This window comes from Phenylobacterium koreense, assembly GCF_040545335.1.
Taxonomy (GTDB): Bacteria; Pseudomonadota; Alphaproteobacteria; order Caulobacterales; family Caulobacteraceae; genus Phenylobacterium; species Phenylobacterium koreense.
Window position 1 is genome coordinate 596,009 of sequence record NZ_JBEPLU010000002.1, and the last position, 14,226, is coordinate 610,234.

Sequence of the window (14,226 nt, forward strand, 5' to 3'; positions counted from 1 at the left end):
TCCCGTCAGGTCCGGAAGTTCGCGGTCACTTCCTGGCCGTTGCGCTCGATGGTGATCTGCCACTGGGCGCCGCCTCGGCCGAGCACGCCCGTCAGGTCTCGGACGCTGGTGATCTCCTGGCCGTTCACCCGCCGGATCAGGTCTCCGGGGCGCAGGCCTGCGTTCATGGCGAAGCCGCGGGAGATATCGGTCACCAGGACCCCGCGGCCGAGGAAGGGATCGAGCCCCAACTCGTCGGCGACGGCCGGTGAGAAGTTCACCACGGTCGCGCCATCGAAGGGATTGCGGCCGGAGATCACCTGCTGGTCGCGGGCCGGCGTCGCGGGCGGCGCCTCGGTGCGGAAGTTCAGGGTCTGCTCGCCGCTGCCGCGCCGGATCCCGAGCCGAAGGGTCTCGCCCGGGCGGCGCGACGAGATGGCGTAGGAGACCGCGGCGGCGTCCACGGCCGGGCGTCCGTCGACGGAGACGATGATGTCGCCCTGGCGCAGGCCCGCTTTAGCGGCCGGACCGTTCGGCCAGATGTCGGCCACCAGCGCCCCTTGCGGCGCGGCAAGCCCCATGCTGCGGGCGATCTCGGCGGTCACGGTCTGGGTCCGGGCGCCGAGCCAGGGCCGCACGACCGCCTGGCCGCCGCCGGCCGCCGTCTCGACCACGCGCTTGACGATGGTCGCGGGCACGGCGAAGCCGACGCCGGACGACGTGCCCGAGCGCGAGAGGATGAAGCTGTTCACCCCGATCAGGTCGCCGTCCATGTCCACCAGGGCGCCGCCGGAGTTGCCGGGGTTAATCGCCGCGTCGGTCTGGATGTAGGCGTTGGCCGGATCACCGTTCGGGTCGGCGGTGCGGTTGAGGGCCGAGACGATGCCGTTGGTCACCGTCTGGCCGACGCCGAAGGGGTCGCCGATGGCCAGGACCAGGTCGCCCACCTGCGCATCGCCGGTGTCGTCGATGGCCAGTGTCGGCAGGCGCTCGGCGCCCGCGTCGATCTTCAGGACCGCCAGGTCGGTGCGCGGGTCGGCCAGCAGGATGCGGGCGGTGTATTCGCGTCGGTCGGCCAGGGCGACGGTGATCTCCTGCCCGCCCTCCACGACGTGGTTGTTGGTGACGATGATGCCGTCGGAGCGGACGATGACGCCGGAGCCCAGTGAGCCCTGGATGCGGTCGCGCGGCACGCCCATGCCGAACATCTCCCAGAAGGGGTCAGGCCGCACGCGCACCAGGCGCTTGGAGGAGATGTTGACCACGGCCGGCGCGGCGCGCCTCACCACGGGGGCGAAGGAGCTCTTCACGGTGGCCGCATCGCTGGGCGCGGCGCGCGTGGGTTGCGCCAGGGGCGGTATCTGCGCGTTCGACTTGGACGCGGGGTCAGAGCAGGCGCCAAGGATGGCCAGGGCGGGAATCAGGACGCGATAGGCGCGCATGGAATCTCCAAGCATGTTGCCGCTTACTCCCATTCTCTCTGTAGAGCTCTTCGGGGCGCAATAATGGCAAAGAATTAGCGCGCTAGGCAGTCACCGTCGCGGCCTTGCTCGCGCGCCCGACCTTCAACGACAGAAGGAACGCGCCGATCAGCAGCCCGGCGGCCAGGAAGATGGCCAGGCCCGGTTCGTGGAGCTCGCTGTCGTGGCGCACCGACCAGGCGAAGGTCATGCCGAACATGACCGGGCCGATGACCGATGCGATCCCCTGGAGCGCCTGGTTCGCGCCCTGAAGTTGTCCCTGGCCGGACGGCTCGACCCGCCGGGTCATCAGCCCCTGGAGCCCCGGCATCAGGAAGTTCATCAGAGCGAAGACCGGGACGCCCAGCAGATAGGTCCACCCGTCGGCCGCAAGCCCGTAGATGGCGAAGCCGGCGGCCCCGGCGAGGCAGCCCAGCAGCAGGGCGCCGCGCTCGCCGATCCGGGCGACGACCGGGCCGACCAGCAAGGTCTGGACGATCACCCCGGCGATGCCCGTCCCCATCATGGTCAGGCCCATGAAGCCCGGCGTCCAACCGTAGCGATAGCCAGTATAGAGCACGAAGATCGCCGGCAGGACCGTATGGGCGAGCTGGAAGAGGAAGCCCACCGTGGCCAGGCCCAGGAGGTCGTTGTGCGAACGCAGGAAGACCAGGGAGCCGACCGGATTGGCCCGCTTCCAGTCGAACTTCTTCACCCGCTTCTCGGGCGCCAATGACTCCGGAAGCACGAAGAAGCCGTAGAGCCAGTTGAGGGTCGTCAGGCCCGCGGCGACGAAGAACGGCAGGCGCAGGTCGATGTCGCCCAGGAAGCCGCCGACCGCCGGGCCGACCAAGAAGCCGAACGAGAAGGCCGAGCCCATCCAGCCGAAGGTCTTGGCGCGCTTTTCAGGCGGCGTGACGTCGGCGACATAGGCGTTAGCGGTCGAGAAGCTGGCTGCGGTCAGGCCGTTGATCACGCGGCCGACGAACAGCCACATCAGGCTGGGCGCCAGGGCCATGAACAGGAAGTCGATCGCCAGGCCGCCGAGCGAGACCAGCAGGATGGGCCGACGGCCGTAGCGGTCGGACATCATGCCCAGGATCGGGCCGCAGAAGAGCTGCATCACGCCCCAGACCGCGCCGAACACCACGTTCCATTCCGAAGCAGCGGCCGTGTCGCCGCCCGTGAACTCCTTGATCAGGTTCGGCAGCACCGGGATCATGATGCCGAACGAGATGGCGTTGATCACCGCGGCGGCGAAGATGAACTGGAACGCGGCGGTCCGCCGCTTGGCCGAGACTGGGGCGTCTTGCTCGGTCATGGTTTCCTCCGCGTGGGGCATCGTGGCCCTCTCTCTCTGTTCTGCCTGCCATGTTCGGCCTTTTAGGACGAGCTGTCGCGATATGATGTCAGCAGCGTGCGCCACCAGTCGGCCAGGCGCATGAGCAGCACCTCGTCGGGGAACCCGTGCCGCGCGGCGCCCTCAGGCACCTGGTCGAAGCCGCGATGCTCGACGCTGACGCGCGTCTCCTCGCCCACCGGCTCGAAACGCACCTCGACCTCGGTGTGAAGGTCGGACGGAAAGGTCGCCTGCCGCCAGGAAAAGACCAACCGGCCAGGCGGTTCCCAGGTCCGTATCCGGCCGATCTCGAAGACCTTGCCGTTCGCCAGGGTCTCGACGAGCCGCCCGCCCTCCCCCGGCTCGAAGGAGAGCCGCCCTGGATCGCGGGGCGTCGTCTGGAAGAGGCTGTTCGGCCGCCACCAGACGCCGATCTCATCCACGAAGGCGGCGAAGGCGCGCTCGGGCGTAGCCTTCACCCGCAGGGCGACGAAGACCTTGGACGTCATGGCGCGGCCTTTTCGAGGTGCGCCTTGAAGGCCAGGAGCTGGGCGCTCCACAGCTTTTCGCTTTCCTCCAGCCATTTGAGCAGATGGACCATGGGTTCGGGCCTCAGGGCATAGATGCGGACGCGGGCGTCGAACTCCGGATGGCTCTCTTCCACTAGGCCGCTTTCGCGCAGGGTGCGCAGATGGCGGCTCATGGTCGGGGCCGAGAGCCCCAGTTCCCGGGCAAGCTCGCCGGCCGGCCGCGGCCCCCGCGCCAGAAGATCGACGGCGCGGCGGCGATGCGGGTCGGCCAGCGCCGCCAGGGTGGTGTCGAGGGAGGCGTTCACACCCATCCGGTGATCTTCAGGCCGCTAGCCTTCTCTGCCTCCTCGCGGGTCACCGCCTGGACCGTCTGCGAGATGGTCCAGATGTGGCCTTCCGGGTCGCGGCAGCGGTAGGTCCGGTCGCCGTAGAATTGGGTCGCCGGTTCCTGGTCGATGACCGCTCCGGCCGCCTTGGCGCGCTGGAAATGGGCCTCGATGTCGGTGTCGATATGGACGCCCACGGTCTGGGTGTTCTTGCCGCCGACTGACTTGGGGCTCTTGTGGTCGGCGCTCCACTCCTGACCGATCATCACACAGCCGTCGCCAAAGCTCATCTGGGAGTGGGCCAGGGCGCCGTCGGCGTCCTCGATCAGCATGGTCAGCTCGAAGCCGAAGGCCTTTTCCAGCCAGGCCAGGGCCGCCTTCGGGTCCTGGTAGAACAGGGCCGAACGGAAGGTCGCGGTCATGAACTTACTCCTCCTTGGGTCTTGATGGCGAGGCCGGTGGCCTTGGACATTTCCTCCGCCGAGAGGACCTGCACCGTCTGGCCGAACGACCAGGGGTGATCCTCCAGGTCGCGGCAGGTGAAGACCCGGTCGCCATAAGGCTGGTCAGCCGGCTCGCGCTCGATCGGCGCCCCCGCGGCGCGAGCGCGCTCGCAGAGCGCGTCAAGGCCTTCGGTGAGCTGAACATGGACCGATTGGGTGGAGCGGCCCCCGAACGCCGCCGGGCTGGTCGATCGCCCATCGGGTGGGCCGACGACCATGATGTAGCCGTCGCCCAGGGTCAGTTCGGAGTGGATGACGCCGCCCTGACCGTCCTCGACCACCATCTGCGTCTGGAAGCCGAACGCCTTTTCAAGCCAGGCGATGGCCGCGGTCGGATCGAGATACCAGAGCAGCGGCCCGATGGTGGGTTTGCGCTCGCTCATCTCACCCTTCCTTCGGCGCGATGTCGAACTTGAGCCCTGTACCTTCGGTCATGTCCTGGGCGGCGACCGCGCGTGTCATCTGGCTGAAGTTCCACACATGCCCCTCTGGATCGCGGGCCCGATAGGTCCGCGCGCCGTAGAACTGCTCCTCAGGCTCCTGGGTGATGGCCGCGCCGGCCGCCCTCGCCCGCTCGCAATGGGCGTCCAGCCCCTCGGGCAGATCGATGCGCATGAACTGCGTGCCGGCTCCGTCCAGCGAGGCTGGGCTGCGCATGCGGGCGCCGCCGAGCTGCGGCCCCTCCCACTCGCCGCCAATGCCGATCTCGCTGCCCAGGAAGCTCATCTGAGCGTGACCGACACGGCCATTTTCGTCGGTCATCAGGACGGAGGTCTCGAATCCGAAGGCCGCCTCGAGCCACTTCAGGGCGGCGATCGGGTCGCGATAGAAGGCGACGGGCGTAACGCTCATGGGGAAACTCCCTGCGTTATTTATTCCGTCATATTGCAATATTTTCCACTTTGCGCAATCACCTATCGAACGAGCGCCGCCTCGATCAGGGTCTGGCCGCCGTCATTGGGGCGCGGTTGAACATCCAGGAGACGCGCCAGCAGCGGATAGACGTCCACATTGTCGGTCAGGGGGGTCCGCACCCCCGGCTTGAAAGCCGGCCCGACGCCAAGGAACAGGGCCCGCATCTCCGGCGCGGCGGGATCGAAGCCGTGGTCGCCGCCCTTGACGGCCCGCCTCGCAAGGCTGGCGGTGGTGGCGATCTCCCAGCCGGTCTGCGGCAGACAGAGGATGGGGGCGACGCGACGGTGGGTTCCGTAGCGATGGACGGCCGGGATCTGGCCCTTCGCCCAACAGGTCATGTGGTCGTGGGGACGTAGGAGCGCCGCGCGGGCCTGCTCCTCGTGGCCGACGGCCGGGTAGTAGGTAAGGAACGCCCCCATCGTCAGGGTCTCGCCCGCTTCCTGCGGGACGACCTCGTCGAGACGGATGACCCGCGCGCCAGAGATCTCCGCCATGCCGTGATCCGAGACCACCACGAGATTGGCGCGCACGCCGGCCCTGGCGAGGCCCTCGGTGAGCCGGGCCAGTGCGGCGTCGGTGTCGCGCAAGGCGGCCTTCACCTGATCCGAGCCGGGACCGTAGTTGTGGCCAGCGGTGTCCACCGCGTCGAAATAGAGGGCGATGAAGCGCGGGCGCTTCTCGGCTGGAGCGTCGAGCCAGGCCAGCACCTGGTCGACCCTGGCGGTCGCCGGCGTCCCCTGATCGAAGGCTCGCCACTCGGTCGGCCGCACGCCGTGGACCGGCGCCTCCGACCCAGGCCAGAACATGATGGCGGTGGACCGCCCTGCCCGCTCGGCGGTGACCCAAATCGGTTCGCCATCGTCCCACCAGCGGCGGTCGGTGACCGCGCCCCGGTCTGAAAGACGGAAGGTGACCCCGGGGATCTGCGGGTCGCGCATGTTGTTGTCGACTATGCCGTGGTGGTCGGGCCGCAGGCCAGTCACCAGGGTGTAATGGTTCGGGAAGGTCTTGGAGGGGAACGAGGGCCGGATCGCCCCTTGCGCCCCCATCCGCCCCAAACGCGAGAGTTCCGGGGTGACTCCGAGGTCCAGATAGTCGGCGCGGAAGCCGTCGATGGATACCAGGATCGTCGGCGTCGGACGCTCAGCCGTCGGGGCCGGGGCGCCGGGCCTCGTGGCGCAAGCCGAGAGCAGGCTGCAGGCGAAGAGAGCCGCCAGGGCGGCGCGGGCGAATCTGATCATTCGCTCCGTTTAGCGCGCCCCCATGACAGGCTTAAGCAAAAGGCCCCGGACGTCGCCGTCCGGGGCCTTTCAGAGCTCGATAAAGGTCTAACCTGGCTTATTCGTCGCCGAACGCCGAGACCTGGACCGGACCGGAGTCCTTGCCCTTTTCAGCCGGGTCGCGATCGACGAATTCGATCACGGCCAGCGGGGCGTTGTCGCCGTAGCGGAAGCCGGCCTTCAGGACGCGGATGTAGCCGCCCTGACGTTCCTTGTAGCGCGGGCCGAGGACGGCGAAGAGCTTGCCGACTTGTTCGACGTCGCGGACCTGACTGATCGCCTGGCGGCGGGCATGCAGGTCGCCGCGCTTGGCCAGAGTGACCAGCTTTTCGACGACCGGACGCAGTTCCTTGGCCTTCGGCAGGGTGGTGACGATCTGCTCGTGCTTGATCAGGCTCGCCGCCATGTTGGCGAACATCGCGGTGCGGTGGGCGGTGGTCCGTCCCAGTTTGCGGTGGGCTTTGCCGTGACGCATTTCGTATCTCCTGGGTCGATCGACCCGCCGGACGATCCCGATCTTCGGGGTTACGTCCCTTGCCTAACCAAGTCCCAGCCTGCTCCCGCCTGGGTCAAAGCGAAGCGCCGGGGCCCTCCACCGCGGTTGCGGCTTCCATAGGCCCTTGCCGCCGAGGCGGCACGGAGTCGGCGCAGAGAGCACGTCAGGCGATCGCCCGACGTGCAGGGTCTTACATCTGATCGTCGAACTTCTTGGCGAGTTCTTCGATGTTTTCCGGCGGCCAGTTCGGCACGTCCATGCCGAGATGCAGGTTCATGCCCGCGAGCACTTCCTTGATCTCGTTCAGCGACTTGCGGCCGAAGTTCGGGGTACGGAGCATCTCCGCCTCGGTCTTCTGGATCAGGTCGCCGATATAGACGATGTTGTCGTTCTTCAGGCAGTTCGCCGAGCGGACCGAAAGCTCCAGCTCGTCGACCTTCTTCAGCAGCGCCGGATTGAACGGCAGTTCCGGCTTGGCTTCGCCTTCGACCTTCTTCTTCGGCTCTTCGAAGGTGATGAAGATCTGAAGCTGGTCCTGGAGGATACGGGCGGCGAAGGCCACCGCGTCCACCGGCGAGATCGCGCCGTTGGTTTCCACTTCCATGATCAGCTTGTCGTAGTCGAGGCTCTGGCCCTGGCGGGTCGGCTCGACGCGATAAGCCACGCGCTTGACCGGCGAATAGAGGCTGTCGACGGCGATGAGGCCGATCGGCGCGTCTTCCGGACGGTTGCGCTCGGCCGGGACGTAGCCCTTGCCGTTATTGACCGTGAACTCCATGCGGACGGTCGCGCCGTCGTCCAGCGTGCAGAGCACGTGGTCGGGGTTCAGGATTTCGATGTCGGCCGGAACTTCGATCTGGCCGGCGGTCACCGAACCGGGACCGGTGGCCTTCAGCGTCATGCGCTTCGGGCCTTCCGAGTGCATCCGGAGGGCGAGTTGCTTGATGTTGAGGACGATGTCGACGACGTCCTCGCGAACGCCTTCAAGCGACGAGAACTCGTGGACAACGCCGTCGATCTGGACGGCGGTCACAGCCGCGCCCTGCAGCGACGACAGTAGAACCCGGCGAAGGCTGTTGCCGAGCGTCACCCCGAAACCGCGCTCGAGCGGCTCGGCCACCAGACGCGCCTTGCGGTTGGCGTCGGTTCCGGCTTCGATCAGCGGCTTCTCGGGACGGATGAGCTCGTTCCAGTTTCTTTCGATCACGTAGAGATGTCCCTCGAAACGCAGGATCGCCGGACGCGAAATTCTCGGTCCGGCGCGTGGGGAGTGCGATACTGCGGTACTTAGACTCGCCGGCGCTTGGGCGGGCGGCAGCCGTTGTGCGGAATGGGGGTCACGTCGCGGATGGTGGTGATCGTCATGCCGACCGCCTGAAGCGCCCGCAGCGCCGACTCACGCCCGGAACCCGGACCCGAGACGTTCACTTCGAGGGTCTTCACGCCATGCTCGGCAGCCTTCCGGCCGGCGTCCTCGGCCGCCATCTGAGCGGCGTACGGGGTCGACTTCCGGGAGCCCTTGAAGCCCATCATGCCGGCCGACGACCAGGAGATGGTGTTCCCCTGCGCGTCCGTGATGGTGATCATGGTATTGTTGAACGAGGCGTTCACGTGCGCCACGCCCGAGGTGATGTTCTTGCGTTCGCGGCGTTTGACGCGAGCCGGTTCCTTGGCCATCGCTTAAGCTCTCTTACTTCTTCTTGCCGGCGATCGGCTTGGCCGGACCCTTGCGGGTGCGGGCGTTGGTATGGGTGCGCTGACCGCGGACCGGGAGGCCCTTGCGGTGACGCAGGCCGCGATAGCAGGCCAAGTCCATCAGACGCTTGATGTTGACCGCGGTCTCACGACGGAGATCGCCTTCGACCACGTAGTCACGGTCGATGGCTTCGCGGATTTGCAGCACCTCGGCGTCGGTCAGTTGATTGACGCGACGAGCGTCCTCGATACCAACCTTCTGGACGATCTCCTTGGCTTTCGCCTGGCCGATCCCATGGATGTACTGCAGCGCGATGACGACGCGCTTGTTAGTCGGAATGTTGACGCCAGCGATACGGGCCACGCGTAGAATCTCCTAGTCACGCAGAGAAGCGCGAACGGCGCCCCGGCCCGTAATCCCGGATGGGTAGGCCAGCACGTCTTTCGCGCCCTTTCGCGGAAGCGCTCCGTTATAGGGAACGTTGCGTTTCCGTCAATGGCGCAATCGCAAAATTCCGCAACCTTTTCGGAATCTTGCGATCACAGAAAAAAGCGTCTTCCGTCAGCGCGGCCCGTCCAGGGCCTGGTCGATGCTGGCGGCGACCACCTCGATTGAACCCATCCCGTCCACTTCCACCAGTTTCTTTTGACCCTGGTAGTAGGGCAGCAAGGGCGCGGTCTGGTCGTTATAGGCCGAGAGCCTGACCGAGAAGCTCTCAGGATTATCGTCCGGGCGGCCCGACTCGGCGAACCGGCCGGCCACGCGCTTCAGAAGCTGTTCGTCATCGACCTTGAGGCGGACCACTAGATCGATTCGCGAGCCGCGTTGCTCCAGCATCCGATCGAGAGCCTCGGCTTGCGCCAGGGTCCGCGGGAAACCGTCGAAGATCGCGCCGCCGGCGGCCTCGGCCTCGGGCAGGCGCTCCTCGATGAGCGCAATGACGATCTCGTCCGTCACCAGCTCGCCCCGTTGCATCACGCCCTCTACGCGCTTGCCGAGCTCGGAGCCCGAGGCGATGGCGGCCCGCAGCATGTCTCCGGTGGAGAGCTGGACCATCTTGCGGTTCTCGACCAGGCGCTTGGCCTGAGTGCCCTTCCCCGCAGCGGGCGGGCCGAACAGGATCAAATTCATCTTTTTCTTGTCCCCTCCCCGGCCACCCCAATGGCCGGTCTAGTACCTGGTCCCTAGCGAGCGCGACCGCGCAGCTTGGACTTCTTGATCAGGCCCTCGTACTGGTGCGCCAGAAGGTGCGACTGGATCTGGGTCACCGTGTCCATGGTGACGCTGACCACGATCAGCAGCGACGTGCCGCCCAGATAGAAGGGCGCCTTGAAGTAGCCGATCAAAGCCTCGGGCATGAGGCACACCAGGGTGATGTAGGCCGCACCGATCACCGTCAGACGGGTCAGCACATAGTCCAGGTACTCGGCCGTGCGCTTGCCAGGCCGGATGCCGGGCAGGAAGCCGCCGTACTTGCGCAGATTCTCCGCCGTGTCGTCGGGATTGAAGACGACCGAGGTGTAGAAGAAGCAGAAGAAGATGATCAGCGCCGCATAGAGCACCATGAACGCCGGCTGACCGTGCTGCAGGTGGCCGACCAGGCCGGGCAGCCACTGCGCCCAGGCCGGCAGCTCGGCGGTCGCCAGGAAGCCCATGGCGGTCGTCGGCAGCAGCAGCAGCGACGAGGCGAAGATCGGCGGGATGACGCCGGCGGTGTTGATCTTCAGCGGCAGGAACGAGGTGTCGCCGCCGAACATCCGGTTGCCCTGCTGGCGCTTCGGATACTGGACCAGCAGGCGGCGCTGCGCGCGTTCCATAAAGACGATGGCGAACACGACGGCGATGGCCAGGGCGATGATCGCGAACATCGCGAACGCCGAGAGCGAGCCGGTGCGGGTCATGGTGAACATCTGCCAGACCCCGCGCGGCAGGACCGCGACGATACCGGCGAAGATGATCAGCGAGACGCCGTTGCCCACCCCGCGGGCGGTGATCTGCTCGCCCAGCCACATGAGGAAGAGCGTGCCGCCGGTCAGGGTGACGACCGTCGAGGCCAGGAAGAAGACGCCAGGGTTCAGCACCAGGCCTGGGCTGTTCTGCAGCCCAGTGGCGATGGCGAACGACTGGAACAGCGCCAACACGACCGTCAGGTAGCGGGTATACTGGTTGAGGGTCTTGCGGCCCGCCTCCCCGCCTTCCTTACGCAGCTTCTCCCACGGCGGATAAACCGTGCCGAGCAACTGAACGATGATGGAGGCCGAGATGTACGGCATCACGTTCAGCGAGAAGATCGCCATCCGTTCGACGGCGCCCCCCGAGAACATGTTGAACATGCCCAGGATACCCTGCGCCTGGCCTTGGAACGCCTGAGCGAAGGCCCCCGGATCGATGCCCGGGATCGGGATGTAGGTGCCGAGTCGGTAAGCGATCAGCGCGCCCAGCGTGAACAGGATGCGCTTGTGCAGCTCCGTCGCCTTCTGGAAGGCGCCGAAGTTCATATTGGCTGCAAGTTGTTCGGCGGCCGAAGCCATTTAGAACCCCAGACTGAAGGACGCGTCGTACATAGGGCGTCCGTCCTGCGCTGTCATCCGGCGCCGCGTTAACTGAGCGCGGCGCCGAAGAACATGGCGTGGGTCCCCGCGGCGGGCGCGGGGATCGGCGGCAAGCTTACTCGGCGGCTTCCGCGACCGGAGCGGTCGTGGTGACCTTGCCGCCGGCCTTTTCCACCGCCGCCTTGGCCGAAGCCGAAGCCGAATGGACGGTGATGTCGATCTTGGACTTCAGTTCGCCCTTGCCCAGCAGGCGCACGCCGTCCTTCTCACGGCGCAGGACCCCGGCGGCCACCAGGGCCTTGCCGTCGATCGGTTGCTTGGCGTCGAGCTTGCCGGCGGCGATCGCCTGCTCCAGGCGCCACAGGTTCACTTCGGCGAATTCCAGGGCGAACGGGTTGTTGAAGCCGCGCTTCGGCATACGCATGTGCAGCGGCATTTGACCGCCTTCGAAGCCGGCGATCGAGACGCCGGTACGGGACTTCTGGCCCTTCACACCACGGCCGCCGGTCTTGCCCTTGCCCGAGCCCGGGCCGCGGCCGACGCGCATGCGGTTCTTGGTGGAGCCTTCGCGGGGGCTGAGTTCGTTGAGCTTGGTCATATGACGCCTCTCCTCAAGAGATCTGTCGCCCGGGCCAGGCCCGGACTCGGCTGAAAACAAATGCTGGCCGCTGAAACGGCCGAAGAGGCGACGCTTTTGGCGCCGCCTCCCCTAAAGGTCCAGTCGAAAGGCTGGTCTAGCCTTCGATGACTTCCACCATGTGATGGACCTTGGCGATCATCCCGCGCACGGACGGGCTGTCTTCAAGGACCGACACGCGGCCGATACGGTTCAGGCCCAGGCCGATCAGGGTCGCGCGCTGGTCCTTCTTACGGCGGATGGGGCTCGCCGTCTGACGAACGGTCACCTTAGCCATGGATTACTCTCCGTCAGCGGCGGCGACCGCAGCGCTGTCGGCCTTGCGGCCCAGCACGTCGGCGACCTTCTTGCCGCGCTTGGCGGCGACCTGGCGGGGCGAAGACTGAGCCTTCAGCGCCTCGAAGGTCGCGCGCACCATGTTGTAGGGGTTCGACGAACCGACCGACTTGCCAACGACGTCCTGGACGCCGAGGGTTTCAAGCACGGCGCGCATCGGACCGCCGGCGATGACGCCGGTGCCGGGAGGAGCCGAGCGGACCATGACCTTGCCAGCGCCCCAACGGCCATTCCCGTCGTGGTGCAGGGTGCGGCTCTCGCGGAGCGGCACGCGGATCATGGACTTCTTGGCCTCTTCGGTCGCCTTGCGGATGGCTTCCGGCACTTCACGCGCCTTGCCATGACCGTAGCCGACCCGGCCCTTCTGATCGCCAACCACCATCAGGGCCGCGAAGGAGAAGCGACGGCCGCCCTTAACGGTCGCTGCGACGCGGTTGATGTGAACCAGCTTTTCGACGATTTCGGAGTCGACGCGCTCTTCCTGCGGGGCGCCACGATCCCGACCGCGACGTTGACCGCCGCCTTCGCCACGTTGTTCGTTTCCACGAGCCATCAGCGTACCCTTAGAAGTTCAGGCCGGCTTCGCGCGCGGCGTCGGCCAGGGCTTTCACCCGGCCGTGGTAGATGTAACCGCCACGATCGAAGACGACGTCCTTGACGCCCTTTTCGATGGCGCGTTGCGCCACGAGCGCGCCCACACGGGCGGCGGCGTCCTTGTCGGAACCCTTCTGCTTGTCGCCCTCGAGGGTCGAGGCCGCAGCCAGGGTCACGCCGTTCTCATCATCGATGATCTGGGCGTAGATGTTCTTGGACGAGCGGAAGACCGACAGACGCGGACGGCCGTTCGCCACCGCCCGGAGGCGGATACGCGTGCGCTCGGCGCGACGCTTGGCGGTGTCACGGGGTTTGAGAGCCATGGCCTACTTCTTCTTGCCTTCCTTGCGGCGGACATTTTCGCCGGCATAGCGGACGCCCTTGCCCTTGTAGGGCTCCGGCGGACGGATGCGACGAATGCGGGCCGCGATCTCACCGACGGCTTGCTTGTCGATGCCCGAGATCTTGATTTCGGTCTGCTTCGGCGTGGCGAAGGTGATCCCGGCGGGCGGGGGCACGTCCACGTCGTGGCTGAAGCCGAGCTGCATCGAAAGGGCCTGGCCCTTCATCGCAGCACGGTAACCGACGCCGACCAGTTCGAGGGTTTGCTCGAAGCCCTGGGTCACGCCGACGACCATGTTGTTCACCAGCGTGCGCGACAGGCCCCACATGGCTTGCGCCCGGGTGGTTTCGACGCGCTTGGAGAGCACCAGCTCGGCGCCTTCCTGCTTGACCTCGATCTCTTCGGCCACAGTCCACGCGAGTTGGCCCTTGGGCCCCTTCACCGTGACCGTCTGACCATCGATGGTCACCGTCACGCCCGAAGGGACGGCGACCGCCTTCTTTCCGATCCGCGACATCTTAGTACACCTGCAGGAGCACTTCGCCGCCCACGTTCGCGTCGCGCGCGGCCGTGTCCGACATGACGCCCTTCGGCGTCGACAGGATCGAGATCCCAAGGCCGTTCTTGATCGGCTTCAGGTCCTTGATCGACGAATAGACGCGGCGGCCCGGCTTCGAAACGCGGCGGATCTCAGCGATCACGGGCGCGCCGTCGAAGTACTTCAGCTCGATCTCGAATTCCGGGAAAGCGCCCGGCTTCTGGACCAGCTGATAACCGCGGATGTAGCCTTCCTCGGCGAGCACATCGAGGACGCGCGCGCGCATCTTCGAGGCCGGCGTGGAAACCTTCGAACGGCCGCGGGTCGCGGCGTTCTTGATGCGGGCGATCATATCGCCGACGGGGTCGTTCACCATGGGCCCCTCCTACCAGCTCGACTTGACGAGGCCAGGGATCTGGCCGTTGGAACCCAGTTCGCGCAGGGCGATCCGGCTCATCTTAAGCTTGCGGTAATAGGCGCGCGGACGGCCCGTGACCTCGCAACGGTTGCGAATGCGGGTCTTGGACGAGTTGCGCGGCAGTTCGGCGAGCTTCAGGCGCGCTTCGAAGCGTTCTTCGAGCGGCAGGCTCTCGTCGTTGGCGATCGCCTTCAGAGCGTCGCGCTTGCTGGCGTATTGCTTCACCAGCTTGCGGACCATCTCGTTGCGATTGACGGCGCTTTTCTTGGCCATGTCTTCTTTCC

At 66.5% G+C, this 14,226-nt stretch carries 21 protein-coding genes; all 21 read right to left on the reverse strand.

All coding sequences use genetic code 11. The annotated features are described in order from the left end of the window. Positions 1-5: 5 nt before the first annotated feature. Complete coding sequence (locus tag ABID41_RS14715; RefSeq protein ID WP_354297907.1) at positions 6-1,421, reverse strand: Do family serine endopeptidase; 1,416 nt, start codon at positions 1,419-1,421, stop codon at positions 6-8. 82 nt (positions 1,422-1,503) lie between these two features. Beyond that, positions 1,504-2,760 (reverse strand): TCR/Tet family MFS transporter, encoded by a 1,257-nt coding sequence (locus ABID41_RS14720; RefSeq protein ID WP_354297908.1) that lies wholly within the window; start codon positions 2,758-2,760, stop codon positions 1,504-1,506. Between the two features lie 62 nt (positions 2,761-2,822). After that, positions 2,823-3,287 (reverse strand): SRPBCC family protein, encoded by a 465-nt coding sequence (locus tag ABID41_RS14725; RefSeq protein ID WP_354297909.1) that lies wholly within the window; start codon positions 3,285-3,287, stop codon positions 2,823-2,825. Then, complete coding sequence (locus ABID41_RS14730; RefSeq protein ID WP_331929465.1) at positions 3,284-3,619, reverse strand: ArsR/SmtB family transcription factor; 336 nt, start codon at positions 3,617-3,619, stop codon at positions 3,284-3,286. The genes ABID41_RS14725 and ABID41_RS14730 overlap by 4 nt, the downstream gene beginning before the upstream one ends. Then, on the reverse strand, positions 3,610-4,056 hold the full coding sequence (locus tag ABID41_RS14735; RefSeq protein ID WP_354297910.1) for a VOC family protein: 447 nt from the start codon (positions 4,054-4,056) through the stop codon (positions 3,610-3,612). The genes ABID41_RS14730 and ABID41_RS14735 overlap by 10 nt, the downstream gene beginning before the upstream one ends. Beyond that, positions 4,053-4,520, reverse strand: a complete 468-nt coding sequence (locus ABID41_RS14740) for a VOC family protein (protein WP_354297911.1) — start codon at positions 4,518-4,520, stop codon at positions 4,053-4,055. Before ABID41_RS14740 ends, ABID41_RS14735 begins: the two co-directional genes overlap by 4 nt. Position 4,521: 1 nt before the next feature. After that, positions 4,522-4,989, reverse strand: coding sequence for a VOC family protein (locus ABID41_RS14745; RefSeq protein ID WP_331929459.1), 468 nt, complete (start codon positions 4,987-4,989; stop codon positions 4,522-4,524). Between the two features lie 62 nt (positions 4,990-5,051). After that, positions 5,052-6,293 carry an alkaline phosphatase family protein gene (locus ABID41_RS14750; RefSeq protein ID WP_354297912.1) on the reverse strand — a complete coding sequence of 414 codons (1,242 nt, stop codon included), beginning with the start codon at positions 6,291-6,293 and terminating at the stop codon, positions 5,052-5,054. A gap of 97 nt (positions 6,294-6,390) precedes the next feature. After that, the gene (gene rplQ, locus ABID41_RS14755; RefSeq protein ID WP_331929455.1) at positions 6,391-6,807 is read right to left on the reverse strand and encodes a 50S ribosomal protein L17; all 417 of its coding nucleotides are present in this window, start codon (positions 6,805-6,807) and stop codon (positions 6,391-6,393) included. Positions 6,808-7,018: 211 nt separating this feature from the next. After that, the gene (locus tag ABID41_RS14760; protein WP_354297913.1) at positions 7,019-8,035 is read right to left on the reverse strand and encodes a DNA-directed RNA polymerase subunit alpha; all 1,017 of its coding nucleotides are present in this window, start codon (positions 8,033-8,035) and stop codon (positions 7,019-7,021) included. Between the two features lie 80 nt (positions 8,036-8,115). Continuing rightward, positions 8,116-8,505: a 30S ribosomal protein S11 gene (gene rpsK / locus ABID41_RS14765; RefSeq protein WP_056018114.1), complete on the reverse strand. Its 390-nt coding sequence runs from the start codon at positions 8,503-8,505 to the stop codon at positions 8,116-8,118. Between the two features lie 13 nt (positions 8,506-8,518). Beyond that, positions 8,519-8,887, reverse strand: coding sequence for a 30S ribosomal protein S13 (rpsM, locus tag ABID41_RS14770; RefSeq protein ID WP_331929450.1), 369 nt, complete (start codon positions 8,885-8,887; stop codon positions 8,519-8,521). A gap of 198 nt (positions 8,888-9,085) precedes the next feature. After that, the gene (locus tag ABID41_RS14775; protein WP_331929448.1) at positions 9,086-9,655 is read right to left on the reverse strand and encodes an adenylate kinase; all 570 of its coding nucleotides are present in this window, start codon (positions 9,653-9,655) and stop codon (positions 9,086-9,088) included. Positions 9,656-9,708: 53 nt separating this feature from the next. Then, positions 9,709-11,055 carry a preprotein translocase subunit SecY gene (secY, locus tag ABID41_RS14780; protein ID WP_331929446.1) on the reverse strand — a complete coding sequence of 449 codons (1,347 nt, stop codon included), beginning with the start codon at positions 11,053-11,055 and terminating at the stop codon, positions 9,709-9,711. A 136-nt stretch (positions 11,056-11,191) separates the two neighbouring features. Then, complete coding sequence (rplO, locus tag ABID41_RS14785) at positions 11,192-11,674, reverse strand: 50S ribosomal protein L15 (protein ID WP_354297914.1); 483 nt, start codon at positions 11,672-11,674, stop codon at positions 11,192-11,194. Between the two features lie 136 nt (positions 11,675-11,810). Further along, positions 11,811-11,990: a 50S ribosomal protein L30 gene (gene rpmD, locus ABID41_RS14790; RefSeq protein WP_331929442.1), complete on the reverse strand. Its 180-nt coding sequence runs from the start codon at positions 11,988-11,990 to the stop codon at positions 11,811-11,813. Between the two features lie 3 nt (positions 11,991-11,993). Then, entirely contained in the window at positions 11,994-12,602 is a 609-nt protein-coding gene (gene rpsE, locus ABID41_RS14795) for a 30S ribosomal protein S5 (RefSeq protein WP_331929440.1), read from the reverse strand. Between the two features lie 10 nt (positions 12,603-12,612). Next, positions 12,613-12,966, reverse strand: coding sequence for a 50S ribosomal protein L18 (gene rplR / locus ABID41_RS14800; protein ID WP_331929438.1), 354 nt, complete (start codon positions 12,964-12,966; stop codon positions 12,613-12,615). Between the two features lie 3 nt (positions 12,967-12,969). Beyond that, entirely contained in the window at positions 12,970-13,503 is a 534-nt protein-coding gene (rplF, locus tag ABID41_RS14805) for a 50S ribosomal protein L6 (protein ID WP_331929436.1), read from the reverse strand. A 1-nt stretch (position 13,504) separates the two neighbouring features. After that, positions 13,505-13,900, reverse strand: a complete 396-nt coding sequence (gene rpsH / locus ABID41_RS14810; protein ID WP_331929434.1) for a 30S ribosomal protein S8 — start codon at positions 13,898-13,900, stop codon at positions 13,505-13,507. 9 nt (positions 13,901-13,909) lie between these two features. Beyond that, a complete protein-coding gene (gene rpsN / locus ABID41_RS14815) occupies positions 13,910-14,215 on the reverse strand; it encodes a 30S ribosomal protein S14 (RefSeq protein ID WP_331929432.1) in 306 nt (101 codons plus the stop codon). Positions 14,216-14,226 lie beyond the last annotated feature (11 nt).